This is a genomic window from Nitrospirota bacterium (assembly GCA_015233895.1).
Classification (GTDB): Bacteria; Nitrospirota; Thermodesulfovibrionia; order Thermodesulfovibrionales; family Magnetobacteriaceae; genus Magnetomonas.
Genome location: JADFXG010000002.1, coordinates 1 through 15,915, shown reverse-complemented (window position 1 = coordinate 15,915; position 15,915 = coordinate 1). Strand labels below are relative to the sequence as shown.

Below are 15,915 nucleotides of genomic sequence, written 5' to 3'. Positions count from 1 at the left end.
TCTCATCAACTGAGAGTTTTGCCAATGTTACTATGGTATTTTATTAACGCAGCGATTAAGCTTATCATATACCTGGAAAAAAGTCAAGACTTTTTTGTCACTTTGACAAAAAACTGATATTTCAGATACACTTCTGTTAAGGAGATATAAATGGACACAAATAGTTTGTCAGATGATACAAAAGAGCCTGTTGATGACCTTGATGACTTATTTGTTGAAGAGGCAGAGGGTGAGCCAGGGGCAAAAAGAGCTAAAGATAAGTGGAAAGTCATTATAGTTGATGACGAGCCTGGTGTGCATGATGCGACTATTCTTAGTTTAATGGATGTTGTGTTTGATGACAAAGAGATCGCTTTTTTACAGGCCTACTCCGGCACTGAGGCAAAAACCCTTATCGAAAACAATCCTGACTCTGCTGTTATGCTGCTTGATGTCGTTATGGAAACCGATGACGCTGGTCTTCAGGTCGTAAAACATATTCGTAATACACTAAATAATAATCTCCTTCGTATAATTCTGAGAACCGGCCAACCGGGGCAGGCCCCCGAGGACAAGGTCATCATGCAATACGAAATCAACGACTATAAGTCAAAAAATGAACTTACCAAACAAAAACTGTTTACCACTATGGTCTCTGCTTTGCGTGACTATAGAAATCTTGTTACCATAGATGGTACAAAAAGAGGACTTGAACAGATTATAGCCGCATTTCCAACTCTTTTTGAAGTTCAGTCAATGGATGATTTCATATCAGGTATTTTAACTCAACTGACTTCACTGTTAAGGCTTGACGAGGGTTCAGTGTATCACATAGACTCATCCTTTGTTGCTAACAAGAGTTCAAAAGCCATCACCATAGTTAAGGGTACTGGTGTGTATGGACAGCAAATTGGTAAGCCGGCAAAAGAAGTGTTGGAACCCGCTGAGTTTGAACTCCTTCTTCGTGCTGAGGCAGAGCAAACAAACATATTTACCGAAAACTCATGTGTGGTCTATTTTAAAAATAAAACTAACTCCTACAACATGGTCTATATACACAGTCACAGACAACTCAATGAGATAGACAAAAACATGGTGGAAATATTCTGTAACAACATCTCTATGGCTTTTGAAAACATAGAAAAACATAAAATCCAGGAAGCTATGAAACTGGCCAGAGATATCCAGATGGGTTTGCTGCCTGTAAATTTCTCAGACATCAAGGAACATGGAGTGGACCTGTATGCTTTCATGCAGCCGGCAAAAGAGGTTGGCGGTGACCTGTATGATTTCTTTTTCATTAACGATACTCTCCTTTGCTTTGTAATTGGGGATGTAACTGACAAGGGAGTTCCTGCGGCCTTCTTTATGGCCGTTACAAAAACACTTATTCGTGCTGTTGCAAAAATCTATTCAGATACTGGTCAAATCCTCCGTGTAGTCAATAACGATTTATGCAGAAATAATGAAAAATCTATGTTTGTAACACTGTTCCTTGGAATTATAGATACGAAAACCGGTGTATGCTCTTACAGTAACGGCGGACATAATCCTCCCTACCTGATTGACAACTCAGGAGAAGTCAAACTGCTTAAGATTAGCGATGGTATTCCCGCCGGCATTATGGAGGAGTCAGAGTACAACTCTGATAAGATAACATTTTCCGAAGGAGATGCCATTTTCCTCTACACAGACGGTGTGACTGAGGCTATGGACACGGAAAATAAGATTTTTGACGATGACAGACTCATCGCGGTGCTCAGTAAAAACCAGGGGAAATCGTCAAAAACCATTGTAGAAGATGTTGTCGCCAAACTTTCCGAGTTTACAACCGATGCGGTGCAGTCCGATGATATTACAATTTTGTGTTTTAATTATAAGCCAAACTCCTAAGAGGCTGATTTTAACGAGTTTGTATAAATTATAACGATTAGATGTGTAATGAGGATGGCAAACAAAAAAGGCGCAAAATACATGTATAACAAATAATGGTAAAACAGAATATCCGTTAAAAGCTTTATCACTATTATGGAAAAAATGGTTACAAAAAAAGCCGGTAATCTTTTTAAAGTTAATGATATTATGGAAATTACGAAAGCCGCTAAAAATGTCATCACTTTTTGGTGTTTTAACTCTACAGGGGTAATAAAATTCCTGTTAAGTAACATGTCTATTGCATGGGCAAGGATGTAAACTCCTGGTATTTTTTTAGAAACAGGACTTGACAATATATCGCCGGCTAATGGTGCACTTGCCCCTATTAACACTATTTTGTCTTTGAAAACCGTTGAATCCGTCTCGTTAACCCTCCAAAGTGGTATCGAGGGAAACTCCCTGTCCGTATAGTTAATAAAAGTGTAATAGTCAGGGATGCTTTCGTACATAGAAGGTATCATCATATCGCCAAGTTTACAATGTCTTATTCCAGCCGTGTTAAAGTCAAAACCAGCATCTGCATACGGGACATAAACCGCACCTCCAACATATTTACTTACCACCTCCAAAGGAAAAGGCAGATACTGTTCGTAACTAAAATAATCAGGGTTTAGAACAAAGGCAGTTATTTCATTGTTTTCTGAAGGGATCGCTATTGATACGTTTGCAATAGTAACCTTGTTATTGTTTTTATAAATACGTTCATGTGTTTCGGGATTAATTTGTCGTAATAAAAAGCTGTCTAATTCTTGACTGAAATAAGCAAGCACTATGTTGGATTCAGCATTTTCAAATATCTTTATAAGTTTCAGATCTTCTTTTAAATCTCTTATACGGCAAAAAAAATTATCAATAGCCAGTACTTTTGGTTTTCCTTTAAGAATCCCCTCAATTACATCGGCATACATAGGACGTACATAATCATAGCGCTTAACCGTTTCGTCATCAATAGCGACAATCAGTACTGGAGTAGTACCCTTGCTTTTAGTTGGAAATCGCCTGCCATAAAGGTAATCGTCAATTATTGGGAGTTTTTCTTTGATTATAAACGAAACGTCTGTCACGAAATAGACTATTAAAAGGGATAGCAGGAAATAATATTTATTCTTTAGAATCTCTTTCACCTGTATAATAATTTATTCACTTGTGAACTTCCATACTACAATATTATATTATTAAATTAGCTTTTTTCAACTTTTTGAAACTTTAACAGCATTATTATATTGTATACTTTTCCCCATTGGAGCAATCCAACAGATTACTCCAATGAAGGAAGGTTGCTTAACAAGGAATTGTTAAATTGTTCTCTGCAAATTTATCGACCTCCTACACCGGTTCTTATCGCTGGCATTCCTAATTTTGGAGGTACATATTCAGTTGTAGTTGTTGGTTTATTAGAAGTTGTATTATCAGACGTACTTTTTCTTGAACCTTTCTGACCTTTTGAAGCATTAGTGCTATTATTGCTGCTTTTAGTGCTTCCGTTGAATTTGCCTGTTTTTGGATCTTGAATATAATTGTCTCCTTTTCCCATAAAATTCTCCTTTTTTATTTATTTAACTGCTTATTTTTATTTAACTTTTATTTATCATATATTTGTGTAAAAAGTGATAAAGATGTCTAAAATATCTTCTCAATCTGAAAAAAATCTTACTCCTATTGAAAAACCAATAATAGATATGTTAAGTTATTTAGATTTAGAACGCACGCCGGAGAGGTTGTAAAAGTGAGAAAGTTTTTCGGTGGTTTCCCTCTCTTTCAGAGAGGGCACGAAAAATTCTGGCGGAGGAAAAAAACCGTTGTTTAGGAGGTTAGCCGCGTATGGTAGTATCAATGAAGGAACTTCTTGAGGCCGGAGTACATTTTGGCCATCAGGTAAAGAGATGGAACCCTAAGATGAAGAAGTTCATTTTTGGGGAGAGAAACGGAATCTACATAATAGACCTGCAAAAGACTGTGAAGGGAATGGAGGAGGCCTATAATTTTGTAAAAGATGTCGCATCTACAGGTAAGGACGTTCTGTTTGTGGGCACAAAAAAGCAGGCACAGGATGCAATAGCGGAGGAGGCGGCAAGATCTGGTGCTTATTACATAAACCAGAGATGGCTTGGCGGAATGCTCACTAACTTTATAACAATCAAAAAGAGTATCGAAAAACTCAAAAAAATAGAGACAATGAAAGCGGACGGAACCTTTGACGTACTGCCAAAAAAAGAGGTGGCAGCACTGGAAAAAATCCGTATGAAACTCCAGAAAAATCTGGGCGGAATCAAGGACATGAAAAAGATTCCCGGCGCTGTGTTTGTTGTTGACCCAAGACGTGAAAACATAGCCGTAATGGAGGCAAGAAAACTCTCCTTACCGGTTGTATCAATAGTGGATACAAATTGTGACCCTGACCTTATAGATTACGTAGTACCTGGTAATGACGATGCCATAAGGGCAGTTAAACTTGTTACGTCAAAGATAGCGGATGCAATCTTAGAGGGTAAGGCCATGTTGAACAAGGAGCTGGTGGAACAGGCAGAGGATGTCAAGATAGAGGAAAAAATCATGCAGGATGAAGCAGAAGAAGGGAGGGAGTAAGATAGCTATGGAAATATCAGCCAGCCTTGTTAAAGATTTAAGAGAGAAAACCGGAGCCGGTATGATGGATTGTAAGAAGGCGCTGACGGAGGCCGGAGGGGATTTCGAGAAAGCGCTCGATGTGCTCAGAAAAAGAGGCTTGGCCACGGCAGCAAAGAAATCCGGCAGGAAAGCCTCAGAGGGCGTAATCTACTCATACATCCATATGGATAAAATAGGAGTGATGATAGAGCTTAACTGCGAAACCGATTTTGTTGCCAAAACTGATGACTATAAAGAGCTTGCCAAAGACATAGCAATGCACATAGCGGCGTCAAGCCCCGATTACATAGACACGGCAGAAATATCGGCAGAGGTAATAGAGAGAGAGCGGGAAATATACAAGGCACAGGTCGCAAACAAGCCTGCCAACGTTGTGGATAAAATAGTGGAGGGTAAGCTTGAAAAATTTTATTCCGAGCGGTGCCTTCTAAAGCAGATATTTGTAAAAGACCCTGACCAGAAAAAAACCATCAATGATCTCCTCGTGGAAAAAATTGCAAAGCTTGGCGAAAATATAGTAGTACGGCGCTTTGTGAGATTTCAACTTGGTGAGACAATTGCCACCGGAGAGCCGGCAGAAGAATAATGGAACAGACGGCTAAATATAACAGGGTACTGGTAAAGCTTAGCGGTGAAGCACTCCTTGGCGAGGGTAGCTTTGGCATATCCTCTCAAACTGTGCTCTATGTGGCGCATGAGATTAAGGCAATATATGATTTAAAGATAGATGTGGCAATTGTAATTGGGGGCGGAAATATTTTTAGAGGCGTGCAAGCCTCCGTAGAGGGTATAGACCGTGCAACTGCTGACTATATGGGTATGCTTGCAACTGTAATAAACGCTTTGGCAATTCAAAATGCCCTTGAAAAAATAGAAATTCCCACACGCGTACAGTCTGCAATAGAGATGCGGGAGCTTGCAGAGCCTTACATAAGGAGAAAAGCTATACGGCATCTGGAAAAGGGCAGGGTGGTGATTTTTGCAGCCGGTACCGGTAATCCATACTTTACCACAGATACGGCGGCAGCCCTTCGGGCGATGGAAATAAACTCTGACATAATAATAAAGGCAACAAAAGTGGATGGCGTTTACACTGCAGACCCGGTAAAGGACCCAAATGCCAAAAAATATGATACAATACCTTATGCAGATGTGATTAGTCAGGGTTTGAAGGTTATGGATTTAACAGCCATAACCCTGTGCAAGGATAATGAACTGCCAATAATAGTGCTTGATTTAAAAAATCAGGGGGCTTTAAAAAGAGCTGTCCTTGGCGATAAAGTTGGTACTCTTGTAGGAGGGTCAGTGTAATGTTAAAAGAGTTAGAAAAGAAGGCTGATGAAAAAATGGCGGGAGTGATAGGCCATTTAAAGAAGGATTATGCCGGAGTGAGAACTGGACGTGCTTCGCTTGGGCTGGTTGATGGTATAATGGTTGACTACTATGGAACTCCTACGGCACTGCATAAGGTGGCAACCCTCGGAGTGCCTGACCCTCAGACGATTTCCATTCAACCGTGGGAGCAAAAAGTAATCCCCATGATTGAAAAGGCGATACTGAAGTCCGATCTCGATTTAACGCCTGGAAATGACGGTAAGATGGTCAGAATAAAGATTCCGCCGCTTACTGAGGAAAGAAGAAAACAACTGGTAAAGGTGATAAAGAAAAAAGCTGAAGAGGCAAAGGTATCAATCAGAAACATCCGGCGTGACATTAATGAAGAGTTAAAGAAACTGGAAAAAGACCAGCACATCAGTGAGGATGAGACAAAGCGCTCTCAGGCTGAGAATCAGAAATTGACTGATTCCTTTATTAAACAAATTGATGATATAACATCCCACAAGGAAAAAGAAATAATGGAGGTGTAGCGTTGCAAAGTAATTTTATGCTAAAGGTGGAAGATGCAAAGCTTCCTGACATTCAGAAGGCTCTCAAAGGTGCATCAATACAGGTAAAGAGCATAGTGGAGGTCTTTAAAGAGGGTGTGAGTGACAAAGTCAATGAGGAGCCACCAAAAGAATGAGTCAAGACACCAAAGAGGGGGGCAGCATGGAGAACGAAAGAGCAGAAAAACTTAAAAGAGTCAAAAAGATTCTCCTAGAAGAGAGACAGTCACTCATTATGGAGGCTAAAACGGAGATTTCTAATTTCGTAAAGGGTGATGAAAGACAGTTAATAGATGCGGCCCTTGACGATGGTGACTGGTCGGTTGTTGATGTGACAGAGGATATTATTTTACAGAAACTTCATCACCACAAGTTGAAGTTAAATAAGATAGATGAGGCTTTAAGGAAAATCCACAACGGCACGTACGGCATATGTGAGGACTGCGGACAGGAAATTAGCGAGGGGAGATTAAAAGTGCTTCCCTATGCGGTACACTGTGTGGAATGTAAGGAAAAGGTTGAAAAAATAGAACAGATGGAAAGAGAACAGCCTTTTCAGTAAAGGCTGTTTTAAAACTTCATGAAATGATGCGGCTCTGATACGTTCTGAGGGGGTTATGAGCTTGTGATTACAGTTACAAGCAGCATTGTTTTATTGCGCTAAACTATACCTTAGTTCTGCAAAGAGCACAACCTACATATACAATCAAAAACAACGTAGTTTAGACGGCTTTGACAAAGCCTTATACCAAGTTGCGCTCAAAAGAGGAGATTGCTCTCCCCTGAGGGGATTCCCCTGACCCCCTGTGGCGGTTCGCAATGACGGCGTGAGGCTATACATGAGCATCCCTATCTGTCATTACGAGGAGCGTAGCGACGTCGTAATCTCCTCCTTTATATTATAATTTAGATTGCAACTCGGTATTAGAATGAAAGCTATGTGCAATTGATTTTATTTTTTGGATGTGCTATTATTCAAATAACCCGTTTAGACCGCAATATTGGCAAGGGGTGGATGTATTTGCCAAAAGGAGGCTGGTTAAGGAGATGGGTATTACATTGGCGCATAGAAAGCTTAGTCAACATGGTTATAAATACCCAATCTGTGGCAATTGTATCACATGCAAAATTGCAGATTGTACGTAAGAATTCAGTGAGGGTAATGGAATGGGTTTCTTTGATTTCTTAAAAAAAGATGCTGAGAAATACAACCACGCCGGAAATATGCACTACACGGATGGCGATTACGATAAAGCGATTGAAAGCTACACCAAAGCCATTGAAATGGATCCATCGTTTACTATTTCTTATGTAAATCGAGCTGATGCTTATGCAGCAAGGGGAAACCGAAAAAGAGCCGTCGCTGATTATACCAAGGCTATAGAGTTAGACCCTGATTACGCTTTGGCGTATTTTAACCGTGGGTTAGTCTATCTCAAACAAGAACGTAAAGACAAGGCTATGGCAGACTATAAAAGTGCTGTTGAATTAAATTCTGATTATGGTGATAGCTACTTCAGACGAATGTACACTCATCATCATGATATAACAGACAACGCAAAGGGTAAAACTGGCGAAAACAGCAATGAAATAAATATTCACTCTGAGAGTAAAGTTATAAGCAAAGCAGACGTAAAGAGCAAACTCCCCTTACTGGTAGCCACCATAGCCGCAGTGGCTGTCTTTGTGGTGTTAATTGTAATTGGCACAAATAATCATCCCCCTGAGGAGCCAAAAGAAAAAAATACTGTTCAGTATGTGAGTAGTGGCTGTTCCTTCTACGACAGAGAAGGTGATGGCAAAACTGCAACCACCGATGATAAGGCCGCAACTACCGATAATAAAACTGCAACCACCAAGGATAAGGATGCGGCAATAGCTGATTATACCAAAGCAATTGAGGCAAACCCAAAGGATGCCGTAGCATACTTTTATCGGGCATCTTTATTTCAAAGCAAAGGGGATATAGATAAGGCTATTATTGATTTTACTAATGCAATAGTGATAAATCCAAAGTATGCTGAGGCTTACTTCTATCGGGCCACTTTTTATAAGGAAAAAGGAGAGTATGATAAGGCTATTGCTGATTTTACCAAAACAATAGAGTTAATGCCGGACAGTGCAGAGGCTTACTACTACCGTGCCGAGTCTTATGCTAAAAAAGCAGACGATGAAAAGGCTCTTGCAGATATGAAAAAGGCAGCCAGCCTCGGTTCTGAACCAGCCATGCATTATCTGAGAAAAAGGAGTATCATATTGTTAGATAATGAAACAGTACACCAAAATAATAAGAAATGACGGAAATATCTGAGAATAAAACATTTTGGGGTGGCATGTTTTGAAAATACTGCATTTACTGTATGAAAGTAAAGGGGATTATTTTGGAATCGGAGGGGTTGGCGTAAGGGCCTATGAGTTATACAAGTTTATAGGTAAGCGGCATGACATCACACTGCTTTGCAAAAAATATAAGGGCGCTAAAGACGGTGTTATCAATGGAATAAAGCATGTTTTCTGCGGAATAGAAAGCAATAGCCTCACTGTGGCGCTTCTTTCTTATGCGCTCTTTGCCTCCATCTATGTGCGGCTAAACGGCCATAAGTATGACGTAATAATAGAGGAGTTTTCACCTGCGATTCCAACATTTTTGTACTCTTACAGAAAACGCCCTTTAGTAGCTCAAATTCAGGGGTTTACCGGATGGCGGTATTTCGGAAAATATAACCCAATTTATGCTCTTACACTTTTCGTGTTTGAACACATTTTCCCAAAACTCTATAAAAACCTTATACTTGTCAATGCTGTAACTGCAAGGAGACTTAATTTGCCGAAAGATATAAATATGGCAGTTATCCCTAACGGTATTGATGAAACGCTTTTAAAAGCCCCTATGGGTGAGGATAGCTATATTTTATATCTGGGACGTATTGATATTCACACGAAGAGGCTTGACTTGCTTATCAAAGCCTATGAGGATGTTTACAAGTCTTACCCTGAGATTAAATTAGTAATAGCAGGGGATGGCAGAGACATGGAAAAACTCAACACCATACTTTCAGGATTAGACGAAAAAATCAGAAAGAATATTTCACTTCCCGGATGGGTGGAAAAAGAGCAAAAGCTTGAGTATTTAAGCAATGCTTTTATTGTTGTGTTGCCCTCACAGTATGAGGTGCAGCCAATAACAGTTACAGAGGCATTAGCGGCTGGCAGGGCTGTAGTAGTAAGTGATATTGAGGAACTTGAGGCTGCGGTTAAAGCCGGTCTCTGTGTTTCGTTTAAAAGCGGGGATTATAAAAGTTTGGCAGCACAAATTATAAATTTAATAAAAGACACAGAATTAAGACACACTCTTGGCCGCACAGGCAGACAGTGGGCTTGCGATTATCACTGGGAAAAGCTGTCGGCTGATTTTGAAAACTTCCTCCTTACGCTTTAAACACATAGCTGCAGGTCTTTATACAGTCAACCGATATTCAAAGAAGAACTACATTTTTTCTTTCGATATGGTTTGCCTTGATCCTATTTTCAAATTATTATAGCATTCTCCCAGAAGTCTTGAATTATTGAAAAAACATTGTTTATTTCACTTTTTTGACCCCATCAATAATAAATCATTTGTCAAAAGCAAGGGTCAGCGGCCTTTTTTTTCCTTAGCCTTACAAATCGAAAAAATAAACAAAAAATTTTTATTTGTAAAAAGAAATTTTTTTGTGCATTGTTGTATAATATCTGAAAATATTTTATTATAGCGATTGAGATTATGAAAGGGGGTGAACAGACACACGAGTTATAGTCACAAGCGGTGTTTGAAAAAATGTTATAAACAGGTAGGTTCTGGTGGAAACTGTGACTATAGATGTAGCTTATAGAATTATTAGTATTTTTTATTTGACCAACAGGCGCTATATTTAATAAAGTTTGGCGATTGTTTGAAAATGGGTTATTGACGCAAAGGGGTTTTATAAAGGAATCTCTTTCACATTAATAAACATCATAGCAGGAGGTAATTATGGGTAAGAAGTACGAAACACCGTTACTGGATGAGCTCAAAAAGGGAGCTTTCCCGAGTTTTGTAACGGAAATAGAAAAAGCAGCAGCCCTGACAGGACAGCCGGAAGATCTGGCAAGCATGGCATCAGATCTCTTGGGGCATACTGAGCTGTGTTACAAGGAGAAGGTAACCCACTGGAAGCATGGTGGAATAGTTGGAGTAAGAGGTTACGGCGGAGGAGTTATCGGAAGGTATTCAGATATACCGGCCAAGTTCCCGGGCGTTGCCCATTTCCACACTGTAAGAATAAACAGCCCGTCAGGGTTTTACTATGAGGCTGATTCGTTAAAAGAGATCTGTGATCTTTGGGATAAGTATGGTTCAGGACTAACTAATATGCATGGTTCCACTGGCGATATGGTTATGCTTGGAACCCGTACAGAGTATCTTGAGCCGTTTTTTGCTGAGGTTTCATCCAGAGGGTGGGATTTGGGCGGTTCCGGTTCAGCTATGAGAACACCGAGCTGCTGTCTCGGTATGTCCCGTTGTGAGTGGGCAAACATTGACACAATGGCAATAACCAATGATATAACTCAGCACTATCAGGACGAAATGCACAGGCCGGCTTTCCCGTATAAGTTTAAGTTCAAAGCGGCAGGCTGTCCCGTTGACTGTATAGCTTCTATAGCCAGAGCTGACATGTCAATTATTGGTACGTGGAAAGGCGATATTCGCATAGATCAGGCCGAGGTGAAAGAGTATTCCAAGAAAATGAACATACAGTCCGAAGTTATTGACATGTGTCCGACCGAATGTATGTCTTTTAACGGCAACGAGTTATTGATTAATAATTCTCAGTGCAACAGATGTATGCACTGTTTAGCCAGAATGCCTAAGGCTCTGAGACCCGGAACCGAAAAGGGAGCAACTCTTCTTCTGGGAAGCAAGGCACCTATCGTAACCGGAGCACTTATGTCGTGGGTAATCGTTCCCTTTATAAAGATGGAGCCACCGTATAAGGAGTTTTACGACCTGATTGACAAGATATGGGAATGGTGGGATGAAAATGGTAAAAACCGTGAGAGAATCGGTGAGCTTATCGAAAGAGTATCGTTCCCGAAATTCCTGAAAGAGGTTGGTCTTGATCCTCACCCTGCTATGGTTAAAGAGCCAAGACGTGATCCATTTTTCTTCTGGTCAGAGGAAGATCTGGCTAAATAACAACAGCTTTTAATGTTTGAAAAAGTAAGTAAAACTTTAATTATAAATTAAGGAGGAGTTAATAATTATGTCAGCAATACCAGACAGACAGACAGACATAGGCCCACCCCATTATGAAAAGTTTTTGCATCCAGTAATAAAGAAAAACTATGGCAAATGGAAATATCACGAGATAATCAACGCAGGACTTATGGTCCATGTGTCAGAGAGCGGCGATAAAATCTACACCGTAAGAGTGGCCTCCCCAAGACTTATAGCCACTACTACAATAAGAGAGTACTGTGAAGTAGCAAAGAAACACTCAGACGGCTTCCTTCGCTTTACCTCAAGGAACAACGTTGAATTTTTTGCAACCACCGAGGAAAAAGCAAAGGCTCTTATGGCTGACTTAACATCAAGAGGTTACATGCTGGGCGGTATCGGGCCAAGAATCAGTAACGTTGTTCACACTCAGGGATGGGTTCACTGCCATTCAGCGGCTACTGACGCATCCGGCCTTGTTAAAGCTCTCATGGATGAGCTGCATGAGTACTTTACCACTAAAGAGCTTCAAAACAGAGTAAGACTTGCCGTAGCATGTTGTGTTAACATGTGCGGAGCCGTACACTGTTCAGACATAGCCCTCGTGGGAGTTCACAAGACTCCGCCAAGAATAGACCATGAAAACCTTAAAAACGCTTGTGAAATTCCCTCCACAATCGGTGCATGTCCGACAAGCGCCATAAGCCCTGACCCGTCTAAAAAGAGCGTAAAGATAAAACTTGAAAAGTGCATGTACTGCGGTAACTGTTACTCAGTTTGCCCTGCAATGCCGATATCTGATGCGGAAAACGATGGCGTAGCCATAGTTGTAGGCGGTAAAGTATCAAATCTTAGGTCAGCACCTAAGTTTTCACGTCTTGCTGTGCCCTGGATACCTAATGAGCCGCCGAGGTGGCCAAAGGTTGTTGCCGCCGTTAAGACTATCTTAAATGCCTACATAAAGGGCGCAAAAAAGCACGAGAGAGTCGGCGAATGGGTAGATAGAATCGGGTGGGAGAGTTTCTTTAAAGAGACCGGCCTTGAATTCAAAATCCAGCATATTGACGATTTCACATTTGCGCGTCAGACATTCAGAACTTCAGCAGCATTTAAGTGGACGTAGAATTTAGTTAACAATCAGATTGAAATAGCGAACTGAAAGGGAAGGGAATATTTTCCTTCCCTTTCGTTACAAAAAAATAATTGTTGAGGTGTCTATGGATAAAGAGGAATTAAAAAAGATAGTATATAAACTGGTAGAAGACTCAACCGGCAAAAAGAAGCTGAAACAGACCGACATTCTTAAGAAAGTCTCGGCAGATCAAGGGATAGAAAAGGATGAGGTAAAGGCTGCATTGCGCGAGCTTGTGGATGCCGGAACTCTGATATTTACGTATTTTGGCGGAAGTTTCATAGAGATTCCACCTAAAGAATAAACATTGCCACCTTTTTTTGGGGTAGAGAGACTATTGTAATGGTTTTCTCTGCCCTACTGTGGTTTTTCGCTTAATCTCTTCATAATGACATGCTAAAAAAGCATCAATAACCCTACACCGCCACATGAAACTATTCCGATACATTCCCAATGTGTTATAATATGCCACGAAGGAGTCACTATGAAAACTTGTTATATAGAGTGTAAGTCCGGTGTCAGCGGGGATATGCTAAGCGGCGCTCTGATAGATGCCGGTGTGCCGACAGAGTATCTTAGTGGCACATTAAAAGGGCTTCCATTGCAGGAATTTGAGATTACGTCAAGGCCTATTATGAGAGGCGGCATAAGGGGGGTTAAGTTTGACGTCCGGACTGTTGAAACCGGAGCCGAAAGAACATGGGGTGACATAAACGAAATCTACCGAAATTCCACACTTTCTGATAATATAAGAAATAGGTCGCTGACCATCTTTGAATCCCTTTTTAAAGCTGAGGGAAAAGTGCACGGTAAATCGTATGATGAGGTGCACTTGCACGAGCTTGGAGCAGTTGATTGTATGGTTGACATAACGAGTTTTGTTGCAGGGATTCAGTACCTTGGAGTTGAGGAAATCCGGTTTTCCAAAATAAACGTGGGAGGGGGCACTGTTATGACCTCACATGGAACGCTGCCGGTGCCTGCTCCGGTAACGGCAGAGCTTTTAAAGGGAGTCCCTATATACTCCGATTGTGATGATATGGAACTATCCACACCAACCGGGGCAGCAATAGCAAAGACGATGGCCAATGGATTTACACCGATGCCGGATATGACTGTTACCTCAGTAGGGTATGGTTGTGGCGAAAAGGATCTCTCCAGCAGACCAAATGTTTTACGTGTTTTTGTTGGGGAGACGCATGAAAATAATATAGGAGAGAGGGTGCTTGTCATTGAGAGTAATATAGATGACATGCCAGGAGAGATTTATGGCTACCTGATGGAAAGACTCTTTGATGCCGGAGCGCTTGATGTGTATTTCACTCCAATAGTAATGAAAAAAAGCCGGCCAGCGACAAAGCTTACAGTGATATGCTCTCATAGCATAGAAAATACCTTAAGCGATATAATATTTGCCGAAACTACAACGTTTGGACTTAGGAGCTGGGAACTTTCACGGCGAGTATTGAAACGGGAAATGAAGATGGTGATTACCCCATACGGTTACATTAAAGTAAAGACAGCCATTGGGCATGATGGCCGTGTTATCACGGTATCCCCTGAGTATGAGGATTGCAAACGGGTTGCCGTCTCCCATAAAATCCCGCTAAAGAGAGCTATGGAGGAGGCTTTAAAGAACTTTGAAATACAAAGGCTGGATAAAAACACATAAGAAGCTCTCGGTTAGTGTCCTTGCCGTTTTCGTATCAATATTAATCTGGATAATCTGGCAGCCTCCCTCATGGTATGAAGTACTTGAAACAGCTAAAGCAGAGCGTTCATCTTTAGAAAATGTAGTAGTGCAAACAGGAATAATCAAGCCGCAGGTGGGTGCTGTTGTAAAGATAGGCGCAAGAACTACAGGTGAGATTATCTCAATGTATGCCCGTGTAGGACGTGAGGTAAAAAAGGGCGAGTTGATAGCCAAAATAGACGACAGAGATACAAAGAAAGAGATAGAGGAGTTGCAGATGAACATAGCAAAGGTACAGGCAACTCTAACGAAACTCAGGGAAAGTTACCCGCAAAAAATGAATGAGGCAAACGACGATTTTAAGCAAAAGAGGGCAAAGTCCGATCTGGCTAAGTTGCAGTATGAGCGGCAAGAGGCGCTGCTTGAGAAGGGCTACATTGCCAAAAATGATTATGACAGGGCAAAATCCGAGTTTATTCAGGCAGATTTGGATGCGGCTAAATCAAGTGATACTCGAAAGCGTACAAAGATAGAGTGTGTTGGAGACATAAAGGTAGCGGAAGGCGATTTGGCTTTGCTTAAGCACAGTTTGCAAAGGGCTGAGATTAGGCTTTCCTACACAAACATAATCTCACCGATAGATGGCGTAGTTACGGAGGTAAGCGGTCAGGAGGGGGAGACCGTTGTGACAGGCTTACAGGTGGCAAACCTTGTTACGGTGCTCTCCCCGGGAAAACTTGACATGTGGATATACGTGGATGAGACCGACATCGGGCGCATACGAAAAGGGCTTGAAGCGGAATTTACAGTGGACACGTATCCTGATAAAACCTTTAAAGGAACAATAGACAGGATAGACCCTCAGCCGCTGGTTAAGGATAATATCGTGTATTTTCAGGCAATTGTGATGCTACCTAAAGAAACTGCAACATTGTTGAGGCCAGAGATGACAACTCACGTTAAAATTGTGACTGAGACAAAGCAAAACGTACTAACAGTGCCAAATGGCTCAGTGAAGTATGAGGACGGCAAGTATGTGGTATATTTGGTAAAAACAGGCGGCGCAATAGAAAAGGCAGATGTAAAAATTGGAATACGCGGACAACAAAAGACCGAGGTACTGTCAGGGCTAAAAGACAGTGATGTTGTGGCTTCAAAACTTATAATAAAAAAGAGACCTAAGAAAAGAAAATAAGAACGATTTTACAATTGCTTTCAAACTATTTCAAGTATCCTCAGGAAATCCGAACTCTTACCTATAAGACAAACGCCATTGAGGGATTTCACCGCCAAATTCGGAGAGAGTGTTCAAAAAACTGTGTCATGAAGTCTAATTAGAGAGCATTTTTTGGAAAGTATATTTTCAGAAACTGCCTAACTGAATTATATTATCAGTTATAACAAAAAGGAGGCATGACACAATGAG

Annotated in this window: 16 protein-coding genes; 14 read left to right on the top strand and 2 right to left on the bottom strand. The window is 40.9% G+C overall.

From position 1 onward, the window contains the following. Positions 1-150: 150 nt before the first annotated feature. Entirely contained in the window at positions 151-1,872 is a 1,722-nt protein-coding gene (locus HQK88_02200; protein ID MBF0615610.1) for a SpoIIE family protein phosphatase, read from the top strand. Here HQK88_02200 and HQK88_02195 read toward each other — a convergent pair. Both HQK88_02195 and HQK88_02190 read right to left on the bottom strand, forming a co-directional pair. Continuing rightward, positions 1,869-2,978 carry a CHASE2 domain-containing protein gene (locus HQK88_02195; GenBank protein MBF0615609.1) on the bottom strand — a complete coding sequence of 370 codons (1,110 nt, stop codon included), beginning with the start codon at positions 2,976-2,978 and terminating at the stop codon, positions 1,869-1,871. The two genes, HQK88_02200 and HQK88_02195, sit on opposite strands and share 4 nt — an antisense overlap. 251 nt (positions 2,979-3,229) lie before the next feature. After that, positions 3,230-3,448, bottom strand: coding sequence for a hypothetical protein (locus tag HQK88_02190; protein MBF0615608.1), 219 nt, complete (start codon positions 3,446-3,448; stop codon positions 3,230-3,232). A gap of 287 nt (positions 3,449-3,735) precedes the next feature. Between HQK88_02190 and rpsB the strand changes: the two genes are divergently transcribed. The 13 genes from rpsB (at position 3,736) to HQK88_02125 (ending at position 15,684) form a co-directional block, all read left to right on the top strand. Further along, positions 3,736-4,500: a 30S ribosomal protein S2 gene (gene rpsB / locus HQK88_02185; protein MBF0615607.1), complete on the top strand. Its 765-nt coding sequence runs from the start codon at positions 3,736-3,738 to the stop codon at positions 4,498-4,500. Between the two features lie 7 nt (positions 4,501-4,507). After that, positions 4,508-5,128: a translation elongation factor Ts gene (gene tsf, locus HQK88_02180; protein MBF0615606.1), complete on the top strand. Its 621-nt coding sequence runs from the start codon at positions 4,508-4,510 to the stop codon at positions 5,126-5,128. Next, positions 5,128-5,853 (top strand): UMP kinase, encoded by a 726-nt coding sequence (locus HQK88_02175; protein MBF0615605.1) that lies wholly within the window; start codon positions 5,128-5,130, stop codon positions 5,851-5,853. Before tsf ends, HQK88_02175 begins: the two co-directional genes overlap by 1 nt. Further along, positions 5,853-6,410, top strand: a complete 558-nt coding sequence (gene frr / locus HQK88_02170; protein MBF0615604.1) for a ribosome recycling factor — start codon at positions 5,853-5,855, stop codon at positions 6,408-6,410. The genes HQK88_02175 and frr overlap by 1 nt, the downstream gene beginning before the upstream one ends. A gap of 2 nt (positions 6,411-6,412) precedes the next feature. Beyond that, positions 6,413-6,565: a hypothetical protein gene (locus tag HQK88_02165; GenBank protein ID MBF0615603.1), complete on the top strand. Its 153-nt coding sequence runs from the start codon at positions 6,413-6,415 to the stop codon at positions 6,563-6,565. A 26-nt stretch (positions 6,566-6,591) separates the two neighbouring features. Then, entirely contained in the window at positions 6,592-6,990 is a 399-nt protein-coding gene (locus HQK88_02160; protein ID MBF0615602.1) for a TraR/DksA family transcriptional regulator, read from the top strand. A 605-nt stretch (positions 6,991-7,595) separates the two neighbouring features. Further along, positions 7,596-8,726, top strand: a complete 1,131-nt coding sequence (locus HQK88_02155; GenBank protein ID MBF0615601.1) for a tetratricopeptide repeat protein — start codon at positions 7,596-7,598, stop codon at positions 8,724-8,726. 40 nt (positions 8,727-8,766) lie between these two features. Further along, positions 8,767-9,867, top strand: coding sequence for a glycosyltransferase family 4 protein (locus HQK88_02150; GenBank protein ID MBF0615600.1), 1,101 nt, complete (start codon positions 8,767-8,769; stop codon positions 9,865-9,867). Between the two features lie 573 nt (positions 9,868-10,440). Further along, the gene (dsrA, locus tag HQK88_02145; protein MBF0615599.1) at positions 10,441-11,643 is read left to right on the top strand and encodes a dissimilatory-type sulfite reductase subunit alpha; all 1,203 of its coding nucleotides are present in this window, start codon (positions 10,441-10,443) and stop codon (positions 11,641-11,643) included. A 67-nt stretch (positions 11,644-11,710) separates the two neighbouring features. Beyond that, positions 11,711-12,787 carry a dissimilatory-type sulfite reductase subunit beta gene (dsrB, locus tag HQK88_02140; GenBank protein MBF0615598.1) on the top strand — a complete coding sequence of 359 codons (1,077 nt, stop codon included), beginning with the start codon at positions 11,711-11,713 and terminating at the stop codon, positions 12,785-12,787. Between the two features lie 94 nt (positions 12,788-12,881). Continuing rightward, on the top strand, positions 12,882-13,100 hold the full coding sequence (locus tag HQK88_02135) for a hypothetical protein (protein MBF0615597.1): 219 nt from the start codon (positions 12,882-12,884) through the stop codon (positions 13,098-13,100). Positions 13,101-13,280: 180 nt separating this feature from the next. After that, a complete protein-coding gene (gene larC / locus HQK88_02130; GenBank protein MBF0615596.1) occupies positions 13,281-14,468 on the top strand; it encodes a nickel pincer cofactor biosynthesis protein LarC in 1,188 nt (395 codons plus the stop codon). Then, a complete protein-coding gene (locus HQK88_02125; GenBank protein MBF0615595.1) occupies positions 14,437-15,684 on the top strand; it encodes an efflux RND transporter periplasmic adaptor subunit in 1,248 nt (415 codons plus the stop codon). The genes larC and HQK88_02125 overlap by 32 nt, the downstream gene beginning before the upstream one ends. Positions 15,685-15,915 lie beyond the last annotated feature (231 nt).

What these genes read in the sequence shown, in the direction of transcription:
- HQK88_02200 (MBF0615610.1), top strand. Translation starts at nt 151, where the DNA reads ATGGACACAAATAGTTTGTCAGATGATACAAAAGAGCCTGTTGATGAC.
- HQK88_02190 (MBF0615608.1), bottom strand. Translation starts at nt 3,448, where the DNA reads ATGGGAAAAGGAGACAATTATATTCAAGATCCAAAAACAGGCAAATTC.
- rpsB (MBF0615607.1), top strand. Translation starts at nt 3,736, where the DNA reads ATGGTAGTATCAATGAAGGAACTTCTTGAGGCCGGAGTACATTTTGGC.
- tsf (MBF0615606.1), top strand. Translation starts at nt 4,508, where the DNA reads ATGGAAATATCAGCCAGCCTTGTTAAAGATTTAAGAGAGAAAACCGGA.
- HQK88_02175 (MBF0615605.1), top strand. Translation starts at nt 5,128, where the DNA reads ATGGAACAGACGGCTAAATATAACAGGGTACTGGTAAAGCTTAGCGGT.
- frr (MBF0615604.1), top strand. Translation starts at nt 5,853, where the DNA reads ATGTTAAAAGAGTTAGAAAAGAAGGCTGATGAAAAAATGGCGGGAGTG.
- HQK88_02160 (MBF0615602.1), top strand. Translation starts at nt 6,592, where the DNA reads ATGGAGAACGAAAGAGCAGAAAAACTTAAAAGAGTCAAAAAGATTCTC.
- HQK88_02155 (MBF0615601.1), top strand. Translation starts at nt 7,596, where the DNA reads ATGGGTTTCTTTGATTTCTTAAAAAAAGATGCTGAGAAATACAACCAC.
- dsrA (MBF0615599.1), top strand. Translation starts at nt 10,441, where the DNA reads ATGGGTAAGAAGTACGAAACACCGTTACTGGATGAGCTCAAAAAGGGA.
- dsrB (MBF0615598.1), top strand. Translation starts at nt 11,711, where the DNA reads ATGTCAGCAATACCAGACAGACAGACAGACATAGGCCCACCCCATTAT.
- HQK88_02135 (MBF0615597.1), top strand. Translation starts at nt 12,882, where the DNA reads ATGGATAAAGAGGAATTAAAAAAGATAGTATATAAACTGGTAGAAGAC.
- larC (MBF0615596.1), top strand. Translation starts at nt 13,281, where the DNA reads ATGAAAACTTGTTATATAGAGTGTAAGTCCGGTGTCAGCGGGGATATG.